This window comes from Pseudomonas moorei (assembly GCF_042846945.1).
Lineage (GTDB): Bacteria > Pseudomonadota > Gammaproteobacteria > Pseudomonadales > Pseudomonadaceae > Aquipseudomonas > Aquipseudomonas moorei.
In genome coordinates this window covers 1,348,546-1,362,361 of record NZ_AP035776.1, presented here as the reverse complement: position 1 = coordinate 1,362,361, position 13,816 = coordinate 1,348,546, and the positions used below count along the sequence as shown (strand labels likewise).

General features: G+C 59.6%; 14 protein-coding genes. 10 read left to right on the top strand and 4 right to left on the bottom strand.

Annotation, left to right across the window (positions count from 1 at the left end; translation table 11 throughout):
• Positions 1–206: 206 nt before the first annotated feature.
• The 4 genes from coxB (at position 207) to ACGJAX_RS06445 (ending at position 4,571) form a co-directional block, all read left to right on the top strand.
• A complete protein-coding gene (gene coxB / locus ACGJAX_RS06460; protein ID WP_247255164.1) occupies positions 207–1,334 on the top strand; it encodes a cytochrome c oxidase subunit II in 1,128 nt (375 codons plus the stop codon).
• An 82-nt stretch (positions 1,335–1,416) separates the two neighbouring features.
• Positions 1,417–3,003, top strand: coding sequence for a cytochrome c oxidase subunit I (gene ctaD / locus ACGJAX_RS06455; RefSeq protein WP_247255165.1), 1,587 nt, complete (start codon positions 1,417–1,419; stop codon positions 3,001–3,003).
• A gap of 100 nt (positions 3,004–3,103) precedes the next feature.
• Positions 3,104–3,658, top strand: a complete 555-nt coding sequence (locus tag ACGJAX_RS06450) for a cytochrome c oxidase assembly protein (protein ID WP_247255166.1) — start codon at positions 3,104–3,106, stop codon at positions 3,656–3,658.
• A gap of 25 nt (positions 3,659–3,683) precedes the next feature.
• Complete coding sequence (locus ACGJAX_RS06445) at positions 3,684–4,571, top strand: cytochrome c oxidase subunit 3 (protein WP_390957951.1); 888 nt, start codon at positions 3,684–3,686, stop codon at positions 4,569–4,571.
• A gap of 3 nt (positions 4,572–4,574) precedes the next feature.
• Here ACGJAX_RS06445 and ACGJAX_RS06440 read toward each other — a convergent pair whose 3' ends face one another.
• A complete protein-coding gene (locus ACGJAX_RS06440) occupies positions 4,575–4,778 on the bottom strand; it encodes a twin transmembrane helix small protein (RefSeq protein WP_008064738.1) in 204 nt (67 codons plus the stop codon).
• 72 nt (positions 4,779–4,850) lie between these two features.
• Between ACGJAX_RS06440 and ACGJAX_RS06435 the strand changes: the two genes are divergently transcribed.
• The 5 genes from ACGJAX_RS06435 to ACGJAX_RS06415 are packed head-to-tail and all read left to right on the top strand — an operon-like array spanning position 4,851 to position 8,753.
• Positions 4,851–5,591, top strand: coding sequence for an SURF1 family cytochrome oxidase biogenesis protein (locus ACGJAX_RS06435; protein WP_390957949.1), 741 nt, complete (start codon positions 4,851–4,853; stop codon positions 5,589–5,591).
• Positions 5,557–6,150, top strand: coding sequence for a hypothetical protein (locus ACGJAX_RS06430; protein ID WP_390957947.1), 594 nt, complete (start codon positions 5,557–5,559; stop codon positions 6,148–6,150). Before ACGJAX_RS06435 ends, ACGJAX_RS06430 begins: the two co-directional genes overlap by 35 nt.
• 10 nt (positions 6,151–6,160) lie before the next feature.
• Positions 6,161–7,234, top strand: coding sequence for a heme A synthase (locus ACGJAX_RS06425; RefSeq protein ID WP_247255170.1), 1,074 nt, complete (start codon positions 6,161–6,163; stop codon positions 7,232–7,234).
• Positions 7,222–8,121, top strand: a complete 900-nt coding sequence (gene cyoE, locus ACGJAX_RS06420) for a heme o synthase (RefSeq protein ID WP_090327128.1) — start codon at positions 7,222–7,224, stop codon at positions 8,119–8,121. The genes ACGJAX_RS06425 and cyoE overlap by 13 nt, the downstream gene beginning before the upstream one ends.
• Positions 8,118–8,753: an SCO family protein gene (locus tag ACGJAX_RS06415; protein ID WP_390957944.1), complete on the top strand. Its 636-nt coding sequence runs from the start codon at positions 8,118–8,120 to the stop codon at positions 8,751–8,753. The genes cyoE and ACGJAX_RS06415 overlap by 4 nt, the downstream gene beginning before the upstream one ends.
• An 87-nt stretch (positions 8,754–8,840) precedes the next feature.
• Here the strand turns inward: ACGJAX_RS06415 and ACGJAX_RS06410 are convergent, their stop codons facing one another.
• The 3 genes from ACGJAX_RS06410 to ACGJAX_RS06400 all read right to left on the bottom strand — a co-directional run bounded on the left by ACGJAX_RS06410 (position 8,841) and on the right by ACGJAX_RS06400 (position 11,369).
• Entirely contained in the window at positions 8,841–9,614 is a 774-nt protein-coding gene (locus ACGJAX_RS06410) for a MetQ/NlpA family ABC transporter substrate-binding protein (protein WP_090327123.1), read from the bottom strand.
• Between the two features lie 73 nt (positions 9,615–9,687).
• Positions 9,688–10,362, bottom strand: a complete 675-nt coding sequence (locus ACGJAX_RS06405; protein WP_090327120.1) for a methionine ABC transporter permease — start codon at positions 10,360–10,362, stop codon at positions 9,688–9,690.
• A complete protein-coding gene (locus ACGJAX_RS06400) occupies positions 10,362–11,369 on the bottom strand; it encodes a methionine ABC transporter ATP-binding protein (protein ID WP_090327117.1) in 1,008 nt (335 codons plus the stop codon). The genes ACGJAX_RS06405 and ACGJAX_RS06400 overlap by 1 nt, the downstream gene beginning before the upstream one ends.
• A gap of 209 nt (positions 11,370–11,578) precedes the next feature.
• Between ACGJAX_RS06400 and katE the strand changes: the two genes are divergently transcribed.
• The gene (gene katE / locus ACGJAX_RS06395; RefSeq protein WP_390957941.1) at positions 11,579–13,717 is read left to right on the top strand and encodes a catalase HPII; all 2,139 of its coding nucleotides are present in this window, start codon (positions 11,579–11,581) and stop codon (positions 13,715–13,717) included.
• Positions 13,718–13,816 lie beyond the last annotated feature (99 nt).

Below are 13,816 nucleotides of genomic sequence, written 5' to 3'. Positions count from 1 at the left end.
CAAGTTAATGCTGTTTCAGATCATTTACGCCTTCGCATTGCGAGGTGAGAGTCGCTGTCTATACTCGGACTTGAATGGAGTTAGCTGATGACGCCCGACTGCAAATGCAGCAAGGCTCGGCGATTCAAGTTCGTAGTCTGATGCAGCCGCTCCCTTGCCGCAGGTGAAAGCCGGCGGGATAACAAGAACGATAAGGGGAACCCGCAATGATGCGACATCCACATGTCTGGATGGGCCTCCTGTTGTGGTCGATATTCAGCCAGGCGCAAGCCGCCTGGACTGTGAATATGGCGCCTGGAGCGACTGAAATCAGTCACGCTGTATTTGACCTGCACATGACCATTTTCTGGATCTGTGTGGTGATCGGCATCATCGTCTTTGGCGCCATGTTCTGGTCGATGATTCTGCACCGCCGCTCGACCGGGCAGGTGGCCGCAAAATTTCATGAAAGCACTACCGTCGAAATCCTCTGGACCATCGTGCCCTTCATCATTCTGGTGGCCATGGCAGTTCCCGCGACGGCAACCCTGATCAAGATGTACGACCCCAGTGAGCCGGATATCGATATCCAGATCACCGGTTACCAGTGGAAGTGGCATTACAAATACCTGGGCCAGGACGTCGAGTTTTTCAGCAACCTGGCCACCCCCGCCGATCAAATCCACAACAAGGAAGCCAAGGGCGAGCATTACTTGCTCGAGGTCGACAAGCCGCTGGTGCTGCCGACCGGCGCCAAGGTGCGCTTTTTGGTGACATCCGCCGACGTGATCCACTCCTGGTGGGTGCCGGCCTTCGCGGTCAAGCGCGATGCGATCCCGGGGTTCGTCAACGAAGCCTGGACCCGCATCGATAAGCCCGGCATCTACCGTGGCCAGTGCGCCGAGCTGTGCGGCAAGGATCACGGCTTCATGCCGATCGTGGTCGAGGTCAAGGAAAAGGCCGATTACGACAAGTGGCTGGCCGATCGCAAAGCCGAAGCCGCTCAGCTCAAAGAACTGACCAGCAAGGAATGGACCCTCGACGAGCTCAAGGATCGTGGCGACAAGATCTATCACACCACCTGCGTGGCCTGTCACCAGGCCGAAGGCCAGGGCTTGCCACCGATGTTCCCGGCGCTCAAGGGCTCGCCGATTGCCACAGGACCCAAGGCAGACCACCTGCACCGCGTGTTCTTCGGTAAACCTGGCACCGCCATGGCGGCGTTCGGCAAGCAGCTGTCGGAAGTCGATATCGCGGCGGTCGTGACCTACGAACGTAACGCCTGGGGCAACAACAAGGGCGACATGGTCACCCCTAAAGAAGTGCTGGAGCTGAAACAGGCGGAAAGCAAATGACCCGGTCTATTGCGCACGTAAGGAACCGGTCGGGGCAAAGCGCCCCGGCCCGCCCCGCCCATCTGTTGACAGGAGACAGGCCATGAGCGCCGTTATCGATGACCACGGTCATGCCGACCACGCCCACGGCCCCGCCAAAGGCCTGATGCGCTGGGTACTGACCACCAACCACAAGGACATCGGCACGCTGTACCTGTGGTTTGCATTCACCATGTTCCTGTTGGGCGGTTCGTTCGCGATGGTGATTCGCGCCGAATTGTTCCAGCCGGGCCTGCAAATCGTCGAACCGGCATTCTTTAACCAGATGACCACCATGCACGGTCTGGTGATGGTGTTCGGTGCGGTGATGCCGGCGTTCGTCGGACTCGCCAACTGGATGATCCCGCTGATGATCGGCGCGCCGGACATGGCCCTGCCACGGATGAACAACTTCAGCTTCTGGTTGCTGCCGGCGGCGTTCATCCTGCTGGTCTCGACCCTGTTCACTCCGGGTGGCGGACCGAACTTCGGCTGGACCTTCTACGCCCCACTGTCGACGACCTATGCACCGGAAAGCGTGACCTTCTTCATCTTCGCCATCCACTTGATGGGTATCAGTTCGATCATGGGCGCGATCAACGTGATCGCCACCATCCTCAACCTGCGCGCCCCCGGCATGACGTTGATGAAAATGCCGCTGTTCGTCTGGACCTGGCTAATCACCGCGTTTCTGCTGATCGCGGTCATGCCGGTACTGGCCGGGTGCGTGACGATGATGCTGATGGACATCCACTTCGGCACCAGCTTCTTCAGCGCCGCCGGTGGCGGTGACCCGGTTCTGTTCCAGCATGTGTTCTGGTTCTTCGGTCACCCCGAGGTGTACATCATGATTCTGCCGGCCTTCGGTGCCGTCAGCTCGATCATCCCGACCTTCTCGCGCAAACCGCTGTTCGGCTATACCTCGATGGTCTACGCCACGGCGAGCATCGCGTTCCTGTCGTTCATCGTCTGGGCGCACCACATGTTCGTGGTCGGCATTCCGCTGGTGGGCGAACTGTTCTTCATGTACGCCACGCTGCTGATCGCGGTACCGACGGGTGTGAAGGTGTTCAACTGGGTCAGCACCATGTGGCAGGGCTCGCTGACCTTCGAGACCCCCATGCTGTTTGCCGTGGCGTTCGTGATCCTGTTCACCATCGGCGGTTTCTCCGGGTTGATGCTGGCCATTGCTCCGGCAGACTTCCAGTACCAGGACACCTACTTCGTGGTCGCGCATTTCCACTATGTGCTGGTGCCAGGGGCGATCTTCGGGATCTTCGCCTCGGCCTACTACTGGTTGCCGAAATGGACCGGCCACATGTACGACGAAACCCTCGGCAAGCTGCATTTCTGGCTGTCATTCATCGGCATGAACACGGCCTTCTTCCCGATGCACTTCGTGGGGCTGGCGGGCATGCCTCGGCGGATTCCGGATTACAACCTGCAATTCGCCGACTTCAACATGGTGTCGTCGATTGGTGCGTTCATGTTCGGCGCCACACAGATCTTCTTCCTGTTCATCGTGATCAAGACCATTCGCGGCGGCCCGCCAGCACCGGCCAAACCGTGGGATGGGGCCGAAGGCCTGGAGTGGAGCATCCCGTCACCGGCGCCGTATCACACCTTCACCACGCCACCGGAAGTGAAATGAACAACTGCCCTTCTGTGGGAGCGAGCTTGTGTGGCGAGGGAGCTTGCTCCCTCGCCACAAGGCCGCGTTCCGACGGGGTTATGCGTTGAGGTCGTAAACCATGGCTGACTCGATTTCGATGAAGAAACTGGTCACCCGCCTGTTATTGGTGGTGGTAGCGATGTTTGTCTTCGGTTTTGCCCTGGTGCCCATCTACGACGTGATGTGCAAGGCGTTCGGCATCAATGGCAAGACCGCCGGGCAGTATGAGGGCGAGCAAACGGTCGACACCTCGCGACAGGTACGTGTGCAGTTTCTGTCGATGAACAACGCCGACATGCCGTGGGAGTTCTATCCAAAGGGCGATGATCTGGTGGCCTATCCGGGGGCGGTGAACGAGATGATCTTCATCGCGCGTAACCCCACTGACCGCCCGATGAGCGCCCAGGCCGTCCCGAGCATCGCGCCCAGCACCGCGGCGGCGTATTTCCACAAGACCGAATGTTTTTGCTTTACCCAGCAAGTGCTGCAGCCCGGTCAACGGATCGAGATGCCGGTACGTTTCATCGTTGACCGTGATATGCCCAAGGATGTGAAGCACCTGACGCTGTCCTACACGCTGTTCGATATCACCGCCCGACATCCACCGGTAGTCGTTGCACACACTGGCGGTTGAGCGTGCCCGATAAGGAGAACAATAAATGGCAACTCATGAACATTATTACGTTCCCGCCCAGAGCAAGTGGCCGATCATTGCCACGCTCGGCATGCTCACCACCGTGTTCGGCCTGGGCACCTGGTTCAACGACCTGAAAGCCGCGCGGCCGGAATCCCATGGCCCGCTGATCTTTTTCGTCGGCGGCCTGCTGTTGGCCTACATGCTGTTCGGCTGGTTCGGCACGGTGATCAAGGAAAGTCGCGGCGGACTGTACAGCCCGCAGATGGATCGCTCGTTCCGCTGGGGCATGAGCTGGTTTATTTTCTCGGAAGTGATGTTCTTCATCGCCTTTTTTGGCGCGCTGTTTTACGTGCGCCACGTCTCCGGCCCGGCTTTGGGCGGGGAAGGCACCAAGGGCATCGCCCATATGCTCTGGCCGAACTTCCAGTTCACCTGGCCGCTGCTGCACAACCCGGATTCCAAACTCTTCCCGCCGCCCAAGGAAGTCATCAGTCCCTGGGGCCTGCCGCTGCTCAATACCGTGTTGCTGGTGAGCTCCAGCGTGACCGTGACCATCGCCCACCACGCCTTGAAAAAAGGCCATCGCGGCGCGCTGAAACTCTGGCTGGCGATCACCGTGCTGCTTGGCTGCGCGTTCCTGACCTTCCAGGCCGAAGAGTACATGCACGCCTATCACGAACTGGGCCTGACCCTGGGTTCGGGCATCTATGGCGCGACGTTCTTCATGCTCACAGGCTTCCACGGTGCCCACGTGACCATCGGCACCATCATCCTGTTCGTGATGCTGATGCGGATCATGCGCGGGCACTTCGACGCCGATCACCAGTTCGGCTTCGAGGCGGCGAGTTGGTATTGGCACTTCGTGGACGTGGTGTGGATCGGGCTGTTCGTTTTCGTCTACGTGCTCTAGGCCTTACCACGGCGCATGCGACACCAACTGGCCGCTGAAAAAACCCCAGGCGATCAAGCCGACGGTAATGGCGGCCAGTGCGACACGGACACTCAAGGCAATGACGAGGCGGTTTGAGCTGCTGTCGTCCTTGACCAGAAAAAACAGGCCGCTGAACAGGCTGACAACCGTGGCAATCAGCATCAGGACGATGGCTGCTTTGAGCATGGGTAAAACTCCGGGGGGACAAGCGATGCACTTGAGTATAGCTATCGCGATGACCGACTTTTTGGCGACGCCATGAAGCGCTTCCGGCCGGGCATCTTGCCGACGCTGGTGGTGGCGCTGTTGTTGCCGCTGTTGGTGTCCCTGGGTTTCTGGCAACTGAGCCGGGGCGCCGAGAAAAGCGCGCTACTGCAAAGCTACACCGAGCGCCGGGCCGCCGAGCCGATGGCCAGCACCGAGCTGCAACATACCGCAGACACGGCCTTTCGCCGGGTACGTCTGCACGGCCGGTTCGATGCCGCCCACAGTCTGCTGCTGGATAACCGGCAGCGCGACGGCAAGGTCGGGATCGAGTTGCTGCAACCGTTTCAGGATCAGGCAACAGGGCTCTGGCTGTTGGTCAATCGCGGCTGGCTGCCATGGCCGGACCGACGCACACCCCCACAATTCGCCACCCCTGCCGATGCCTTGAGCCTCGACGCCTGGGTGTATATCTCTCCCGGCGCAACCTTCCAGCTCCATGCCGACCCCGACTCAACGACCTGGCCTCAACTGGTGACGGCAGTTAACCCGACAAAACTCTGGTCAACCCTCGGCCGCGAAGGCTTTGCCTACGAATTACGTGAGGAAAGCGGCCCCGCGTCCTACCGGGCCGACTGGCCCGTCGTCGCCATGGGTCCGGAAAAACACATCGCTTATGCCGTGCAGTGGTTCGCCATGGCGATTGCCCTGTTCGGCCTTTATCTCTACCTCGGCTGGCAAAACGCAAAGGAGAAACACCATGGGAGCGGCCATGAATCCACCCAGCATGTCTGAGGCGAAAACGCCGGCGAGTCGGCGCAAGGGGCGCTTGCAGTTGCTGTTGATCCTGCTCGGGGTGATCGGTCCGATGATCCTCGCCACCGGCATGTACAAACTGCAGTTCTGGGTGCCGGAGGGCCGCAGTTATCACGGCGAACTGATCGGCAACGGCCAGACCCGCGCCGACATTGGCGTGCAGGCGCAAGAGGACCGCTGGCAGATGCTGGTCACCGCGCCCAAGGATTGCGCGGTGGACTGCCAGCAACTGGTGTATCTGGCGCGGCAAATCCAGATTGGCCTCGGTCGCGACGCCTCTCGCGCCAGCCACGCACTCGCTACGGCCCAACCCTTGACGTCCGAGTACGACGCCAGGCTGACCCGCGAATATCCACAGCTGCAGCGCTATCCGCTGGACTTGAGCACCTTCAGCAAGGCCACAGGCGACAAGGCTGCCCCGCAACTGTGGATCATCGATCCACACGGCAATCTGGTGTTGCGCTACGACCCGTCGGTCAAGGGCAAGGACTTGCTCAACGACCTGCGCCAACTGCTGAAACTGTCGAACATCGGATAAGGGCATCGTCATGGCCAAACCTGGATTTCGCCTCGCGCTGTTTGCCACCTTGCTGGCACTGATTGTGGTGTTGCTCGGCGCCTATACCCGCCTGACCCACGCCGGCCTCGGCTGCCCGGACTGGCCCGGCTGCTACGGTTTTATCAGCGTGCCGAAAAGCGAAGCCCAACTGGCCCATGCCGAATTGCATTTCCCTGATGCGCCAGTAGAGGCCCACAAGGGCTGGAACGAGATGATCCATCGCTACTTTGCCGGCACCCTCGGCATGCTTATTTCGGTGCTGGCCGCACGCGCCTGGATCAATCGCCGGCATCCGGGACAACCGCTGAAGCTGCCGTTGTTCCTGCTGGCGGTGGTGTTCGGCCAAGCGGCATTCGGCATGTGGACGGTGACGCTCAAGCTCTGGCCGCAGGTGGTCACCGGACATTTGCTGGGCGGCTTTGCCACGCTGAGCCTGTTGTTTCTACTGACCTTGCGCCTGTCCGGCGTGCTGCCGGCGCTGACGGTGCCAAGGCGTTTGCAGCACTGGGCGACGGCCGGGTTGCTGCTGGTGATCCTGCAAATAGCCCTCGGCGGCTGGGTCAGTTCCAACTACGCCGCCGTGGCCTGCATCGACTTCCCGACCTGCCACGGTCAATGGCTACCCCCCGCCGACTTCGCCAACGGCTTTCACCTGACCCAACATATCGGCCCGAATTACCTCGGCGGGCAACTGGACAGCGATGCCCGCACCGCGATTCACCTGACTCACCGCATCGGCGCATTGCTGGTGACACTCGTGCTATTGGGTCTGGCGTGGCAACTGAAGGCGGTCGGCATGACACGCCTGGCCGGCCTGGTACTGACTGCCCTCGCCGCACAAATCAGCCTCGGTATCAGCAACGTGCTGTTTCATCTGCCGCTGCCAGTGGCCGTCGCGCACAACGCCGGGGGTGCTGCGCTGCTGCTGACGATGGTGTTGGTCAATTATCACGCCCGAACCAGCCTGGTTCGGGTCAAGCAGCCGACTCGCTGGCGCTTCAGTCCGCGTAAACAAACAGCCGGGCCCATAACAATAAAAGGAGAGATGCCATGGCGATTCTGATCGGCGAACGTCCCAGTCAGGCGATTTGGCGTGACTACCTGGAGCTGACCAAACCGAAAGTGGTGGTGCTGATGCTCATCACCTCGCTGGTGGGGATGTTCCTCGCGACCCGCGCCGGCGTGCCGTGGACCGTATTGCTGTTCGGTAATCTGGGGATCGCCTTGTGCGCGGGCGGTGCGGCTGCGGTCAACCATGTGGTGGACCGGCGCATCGACGCGGTGATGGCCCGCACGCATAAACGACCTCTGGCCGAAGGCCGGGTTTCACCGGCCGCCGCGCTGACCTTTGCCCTGGTGCTGGCGGTGCTCGGCCAGGCCTTGCTGCTGGCCTTCACCAATCCGCTGACGGCCTGGCTGACCCTCGCCTCCTTGCTGGGCTATGCCGTGGTGTACACCGGTTTCCTCAAGCGCGCGACGCCGCAGAACATCGTCATTGGCGGACTGGCCGGCGCCGCTCCGCCCTTGCTCGGCTGGACTGCCGCCACAGGTCACGTCAGTGCCGAACCACTATTGCTGGTCCTGATCATCTTCGCCTGGACCCCGCCACACTTCTGGGCCCTGGCCATTCACCGCAAAGAGGAATACGCCAAGGCCGATATTCCGATGCTGCCGGTGACCCACGGCGAGCATTACACCAAGGTGCATATCCTGCTTTACACCGGCGCGCTGCTGGCCGTCAGCCTGATGCCATACGTGATTCACATGAGTGGCCTGCTCTACCTGATTTGCGCCATCGGCCTGGGCGCCAGATTTCTGCAATGGTCAGTGGTGCTGTACCGTGGCACTCGGCCGCACGCGGCGATCAACACCTTCAAGTACTCTATTTACTACTTGTTCCTGCTGTTCATCGCCCTGCTCGTTGATCACTACTTATTGTTGAACCTATGACTCGAACCCAGAAAACCGTCTTCATCCTCGTCGCCCTGATCGCACTGGTCCTGGGCCTGACCATCAATAAAGTGCTATCGGGCAAAGGCCAGGGCGACCCGACGGCGCTGATCGATGCGGGGATCATCCTGCTGCCGCAAAGCCGCAGCCTGCCGAGCGTGACGATGACCAACCAGGACGGTCAACCGGTCACGATCAACGAGTTGAAAGGCAAATGGAGCCTGCTGTTCTTTGGCTATACTTTCTGCCCGGACATCTGCCCGACCACCCTCGCCCAATTGCGCCAGATCAAAAGCGAACTGCCACCCGAGGCGGTGGCCAAGTTGCAAATCATACTGGTCAGCGTCGACCCGAATCGCGACACGCCCAAGCAGCTCAAGCAATACCTGGGCTACTTCGATCCACAGTTCATCGGCCTGACCCCGGCATCGATCGAAGAACTGCAAAAAGTTGCCAATGCGGTGAGCATTCCGTTCATTCCGGCGGACACCAGCAAGCCCAACTACACCGTCGACCACAGCGGCAACCTGGCGGTGATCGGGCCGGACGGGACACAGCGCGGCTTTATCCGGGCGCCGTTGAACAATGCGAAGCTGGTGGCGCAGTTGCCGGTGATGTTGAACCGCAAATAACCACCACAAGCCGGCTCTACAGGGTCGGTATTTCTGGCACAAAAAAGGGGACGCATCTGGCGTCCCCTTTTTTGTACTTTCAGCCAATCAGAACGCTGGCACCACCGCACCTTTGTACTTCTCGAGAATGAATGCTTTCACTTCCGGGCTGTGCAGTGCAGCAACCAGTTTCTTCATCGCATCGCTGTCCTTGTCGTCCGGGCGGGCAACGAGGATGTTCACGTATGGCGAGTCGCTGCCTTCGATGACCAGCGCATCCTTGGAGGGATCGAGCTTGGCCTCCAGCGCGTAGTTGGTGTTGATCAGGGCCAGGTCGACCTGGGTCAGCACGCGCGGGATGGTCGCGGCCTCCAGTTCACGGAATTTCAGGTCCTTGGTGTTCTCGGTGATGTCCTTGACGGTCGACAGGATGTTGTTCGAATCCTTCAACTTGATCAGGCCCGCCTTCGCCAGCAACAGCAAGGCGCGGCCGCCGTTGGTGGCGTCATTCGGGATCACCACGTTCGCGCCGCCTGGCAGCTCTTCCAGTTTCTTGTACTTGCTGGAGTAAGCGCCCAAGGGTTCCAGGTGCACACCGGCTACCGAAACCAGGTTCGTGCCCTTGGCCTTGTTGAATTCATCGAGGTATGGCTGGTGCTGGAAGAAGTTGGCATCCAGGCGTTTTTCCGCAACCTGCACGTTCGGCTGGATGTAGTCGGTGAAGACCTTGACCTTAAGGTCCACGCCTTCTTTGGCCAGGGTCGGTTTAACGAATTCGAGGATTTCCGCGTGGGGAACCGGGGTTGCCGCGACCGTCAGGGTCTCGGCAGCGTGAGCGGAAAAGGCTGCAACGGCAGCGAATGCGACCAGTAGTTTTTTCATTCAGCTAACTCCTTCTGAGTACTCGCTTGCGACGCCTGAACCAGCGCCTGCCAGCAAATGGCCGGCTCATTGATCATTTACGAGAAAAGTGGACAACCAGCTTGTCGCCGACGGTCTGCAGTACCTGAACCAGTACCAGCAGCAAGATCACGGTGACTATCATCACGTCAGTCTGAAAACGCTGGTAACCGAAACGAATCGCCAGGTCACCCAGCCCGCCCGCGCCGACCACACCCGCCATCGCCGTGTAGGACACCAGTGTAATGGCTGTCACCGTAATCGCCGCGAAGATGCCCGGACGGGCTTCAGGCAGCAACGCATTGGTGATGATCTGCCGCGTCGTCGCACCCATGGACTGGGTCGCTTCGATGATGCCGCGATCGACTTCACGCAACGCGGTTTCCACCAGACGGGCAAAGAACGGCGTGGCGCCCACCACCAGTGGCGGAATCGCACCGGCGACACCGAGGGACGTTCCGGTGATCAACACGGTGAACGGAATCATCACGATCAGCAAAATGATGAACGGCAGCGAACGCAGGATGTTCACCACCAGCGACAACATCGCGTAGATGCCTTTGGCTTCCAGCAACTGACGCGGGCTGCAGAGGAACAGCAACACACCCAGTGGCAGACCCAGCAGCACGGTGAACAACAGCGAACCACCGAGCATCAGCAAGGTGTCGCCCGTGGCCAGCCAGATTTCGAACCAGTCGATATTGGCGAAGAAACTTGTCAGGGCTTCCATTAACGCAGCACCTCCATGTGGACGTCGGCAGCGGTGAAGCGGGCGAAGGCCGCTTCCATGTCACCACCGGTCACAGCCAGGGTCAGTTGCCCGTAAGGAATGTCTTTGATGCGATCGATACGACCGGCCAGGATGCTGTAGTCCACGCCCGTTTCGCGAGCAACGGTACCCAGCAGTGGCGCGTAGGTCGCTTCGCCCTGGAACGTCAGACGCACGATGCGGCCCGGCACATGAGCGAAGTCGTCACGCTGTTCGCTTTCGTCGATTTGTTCATCTTCTTGCACGAAACGCTTGGTGGTCGGGTGCTTCGGGTGCAGGAACACCTCGGCCACGGAGCCTTGCTCGACGATCACACCAGCGTCCATCACCGCCACCTGGTCGCAGACACGACGGATCACATCCATCTCGTGGGTAATCAGCACGATGGTCAGCTTCAGCTCACGATTGATCTCGGCCAGCAATTGCAGGACCGAGGCCGTGGTCTGTGGGTCAAGGGCGCTGGTGGCTTCGTCGCACAGCAGGATTTTCGGCTTGGTCGCCAGGGCGCGGGCAATGCCGACACGCTGCTTTTGACCACCAGACAATTGCGCCGGGTATTTTTTGGCGTGGTCGGACAAACCGACCCGGGCCAGCAATTCGGCCACACGTTGATCGATGTCAGCACGCGACAGTTCGCCGGCCAGGGTCAGTGGCAGCGCGACGTTGTCGGCAACGGTCTTGGAGGCCAGCAGATTGAAGTGCTGAAAAATCATCCCGACTTGCTGGCGGAAACGGCGCAAACCATTGGCATCGAGCGCGGTAACTTCTTCGCCGTCGACGATGATCTTGCCGCCGCTGGAGTTTTCCAGGCGATTGATCAGGCGCAACAGGGTACTTTTTCCCGCACCGGAATGGCCGATCAGGCCAAAGACCTGACCGTTCTCAATCGTCAGACTGGTCGGATGCAGGGCGGGAATTTCCTTACCGGCGACGCGGTAGGTTTTATGGACGTTTTGGAACTCGATCACGTAGCGAACCTTGTGGGGCGCGTTAGAAAAGGATCAGCGGTTAGCCGGGCGCGCATTTTAGCCTGTCCGTATAGAGGTTCTTAGCATTTATTTCGCATTCGACCAGTCATTTGGCAATAACGCGATCGAAGGTCAGATAAAAGGAACGGCTAAAAACGTCATCAGTCATTAGTTAGGCCACTCGAAAACAGCCCGAGGAGTTATGCCTGATGAGTACCAAGAAGCCTGCCGTCAACAAGAGCGCACTGGCCGGGACCGATACCCTGGACCGCAGCAATACCAACGCCAAACTCGATAGCCTGGAAAAATTCCGCTCCGACGCCACCGGCCAGGCCTTGCGCACCAATCAGGGCGTGAAGGTGGCGGACAATCAGAACAGCCTGAAGGCCGGGGCTCGCGGGCCTTCGCTGCTGGAAGATTTCATCATGCGTGAAAAAATCACGCACTTTGACCATGAACGCATTCCCGAGCGCATCGTCCATGCTCGGGGCACGGGTGCCCATGGCTACTTTCAGTCCTACGATAACCATAGCGTGCTGACCAAGGCGGGTTTCCTACAGGACCCAAGCCAAAAAACCCCGGTATTCGTGCGTTTTTCCACCGTGCAAGGCCCTCGCGGCTCAGGCGACACGGTGCGGGACGTACGAGGCTTCGCGGTGAAGTTTTTCACCGACGAAGGCAACTTCGATCTGGTGGGCAACAACATGCCGGTGTTTTTCATTCAGGACGCCATCAAGTTTCCTGACTTCGTGCATGCAGTGAAGCCTGAACCGCATAACGAGATTCCCACCGGCGGTTCGGCCCACGATACGTTCTGGGACTTTGTCTCGTTGCAGCCGGAATCGGCACACATGGTGATCTGGGCCATGTCCGACCGGGCGATCCCGAAAAGCCTGCGCAGCATGCAGGGTTTCGGTGTGCACACCTTCCGCCTGATCAATGCCGAAGGAAAATCACGCTTCGTCAAATTCCACTGGCGCCCTACGGCCGGGACTTGTTCGCTGGTGTGGGATGAAGCGCAGAAACTGGCGGGCAAAGACACCGACTACCATCGTCGCGACCTCTGGGAATCCATCGAGATGGGGGATTACCCGGAATGGGAGCTCGGTGTACAGGTCATCGAGGAAGAAAACGAACATGCCTTCGATTTCGACATTCTCGACCCCACCAAGCTGATTCCGGAAGAACTGGTGCCCATCACACCACTGGGCAAAATGGTGCTCAACCGCAACCCGGACAACTTCTTTGCCGAAACCGAACAGGTTGCTTTCTGTCCGGGCCACATTGTGCCGGGCATCGATTTCTCCAACGATCCGCTGCTGCAAGGCCGTCTGTTTTCCTACACCGATACCCAGATCAGCCGACTCGGCGGACCGAATTTTCACGAGATCCCTATCAACCGTCCGGTCACTGCGTTCCACAACGGCCAGCGGGATGCGTTACACCGCACGACGATTGATAAGGGCCGCGCATCCTACGAACCAAACTCAATCGATGGCGGCTGGCCGAAAGAAACACCACCTGCCGCGCGGGACGGTGGCTTCGAGACATATGCCGAACGCATCGATGCCAACAAGATTCGTCAGCGCAGCGAGTCGTTCAGCGACCATTTCTCTCAGGCACGGCTGTTTTTCCACAGCATGAGCAAGCATGAGCAGGAGCACATCATCTCGGCGTACAGCTTCGAGCTGGGCAAGGTTGAACGGGAGTTCATCCGCGCACGGCAAGTGAACGAGATCCTCGCCAACATTGACCTGGATCTGGCCAAGCGTGTGGCGCAGAACCTCGGCTTGCCGGCACCCAAGGCCGGAACGGTCGATGTGCCGAACATTTCTCTGGAGCGTTCGCCGGCCCTGAGCCAGGCCAATCTGCTACCGGGCAATATCAAGACGCGAAAAGTCGCCATCCTTGCAGCCAACGGTGTCGATGGCGTAGCAATTGATGCCATGAAGAAAGCGCTGGAAGCCGAGGGCGCGCACGCCAAACTGCTTGGCCCGACTTCCGCCCCCGTGACGACCGCCGATGGCAAGACATTAACGGTGGATGCGTCCATGGAAGGCTTGCCTTCAGTAGCATTCGACGCTGTGTTCGTGCCCGGAGGCGCCGCATCGATCAAGGCCTTGAGCACGGACGGCGTCGCCCTGCATTACCTGCTCGAAGCCTACAAACACTTGAAAGCGATCGCGCTGCATGGCGAGGCGAAGCAATTGCTGGATGTGTTGAAACTGGAGGCGGATGCGGGGTTGATCGTCGGTGCGGATGCCAAGCTGATCAAACCGTTTTTTGCGGCCATCGGGCAGCATCGGGTGTGGGACAGGGAGCCGAAGGCCAAGGCTGTTCCGGCCTGAAAGTTTTTAGCGATTGAAAGGCCGCCATCGCGAGCAAGCTCCCACAGTTGATTTGCAGTGAACACAAATCGAACGTGGGAGCGAGCCTGCTCGCGATGC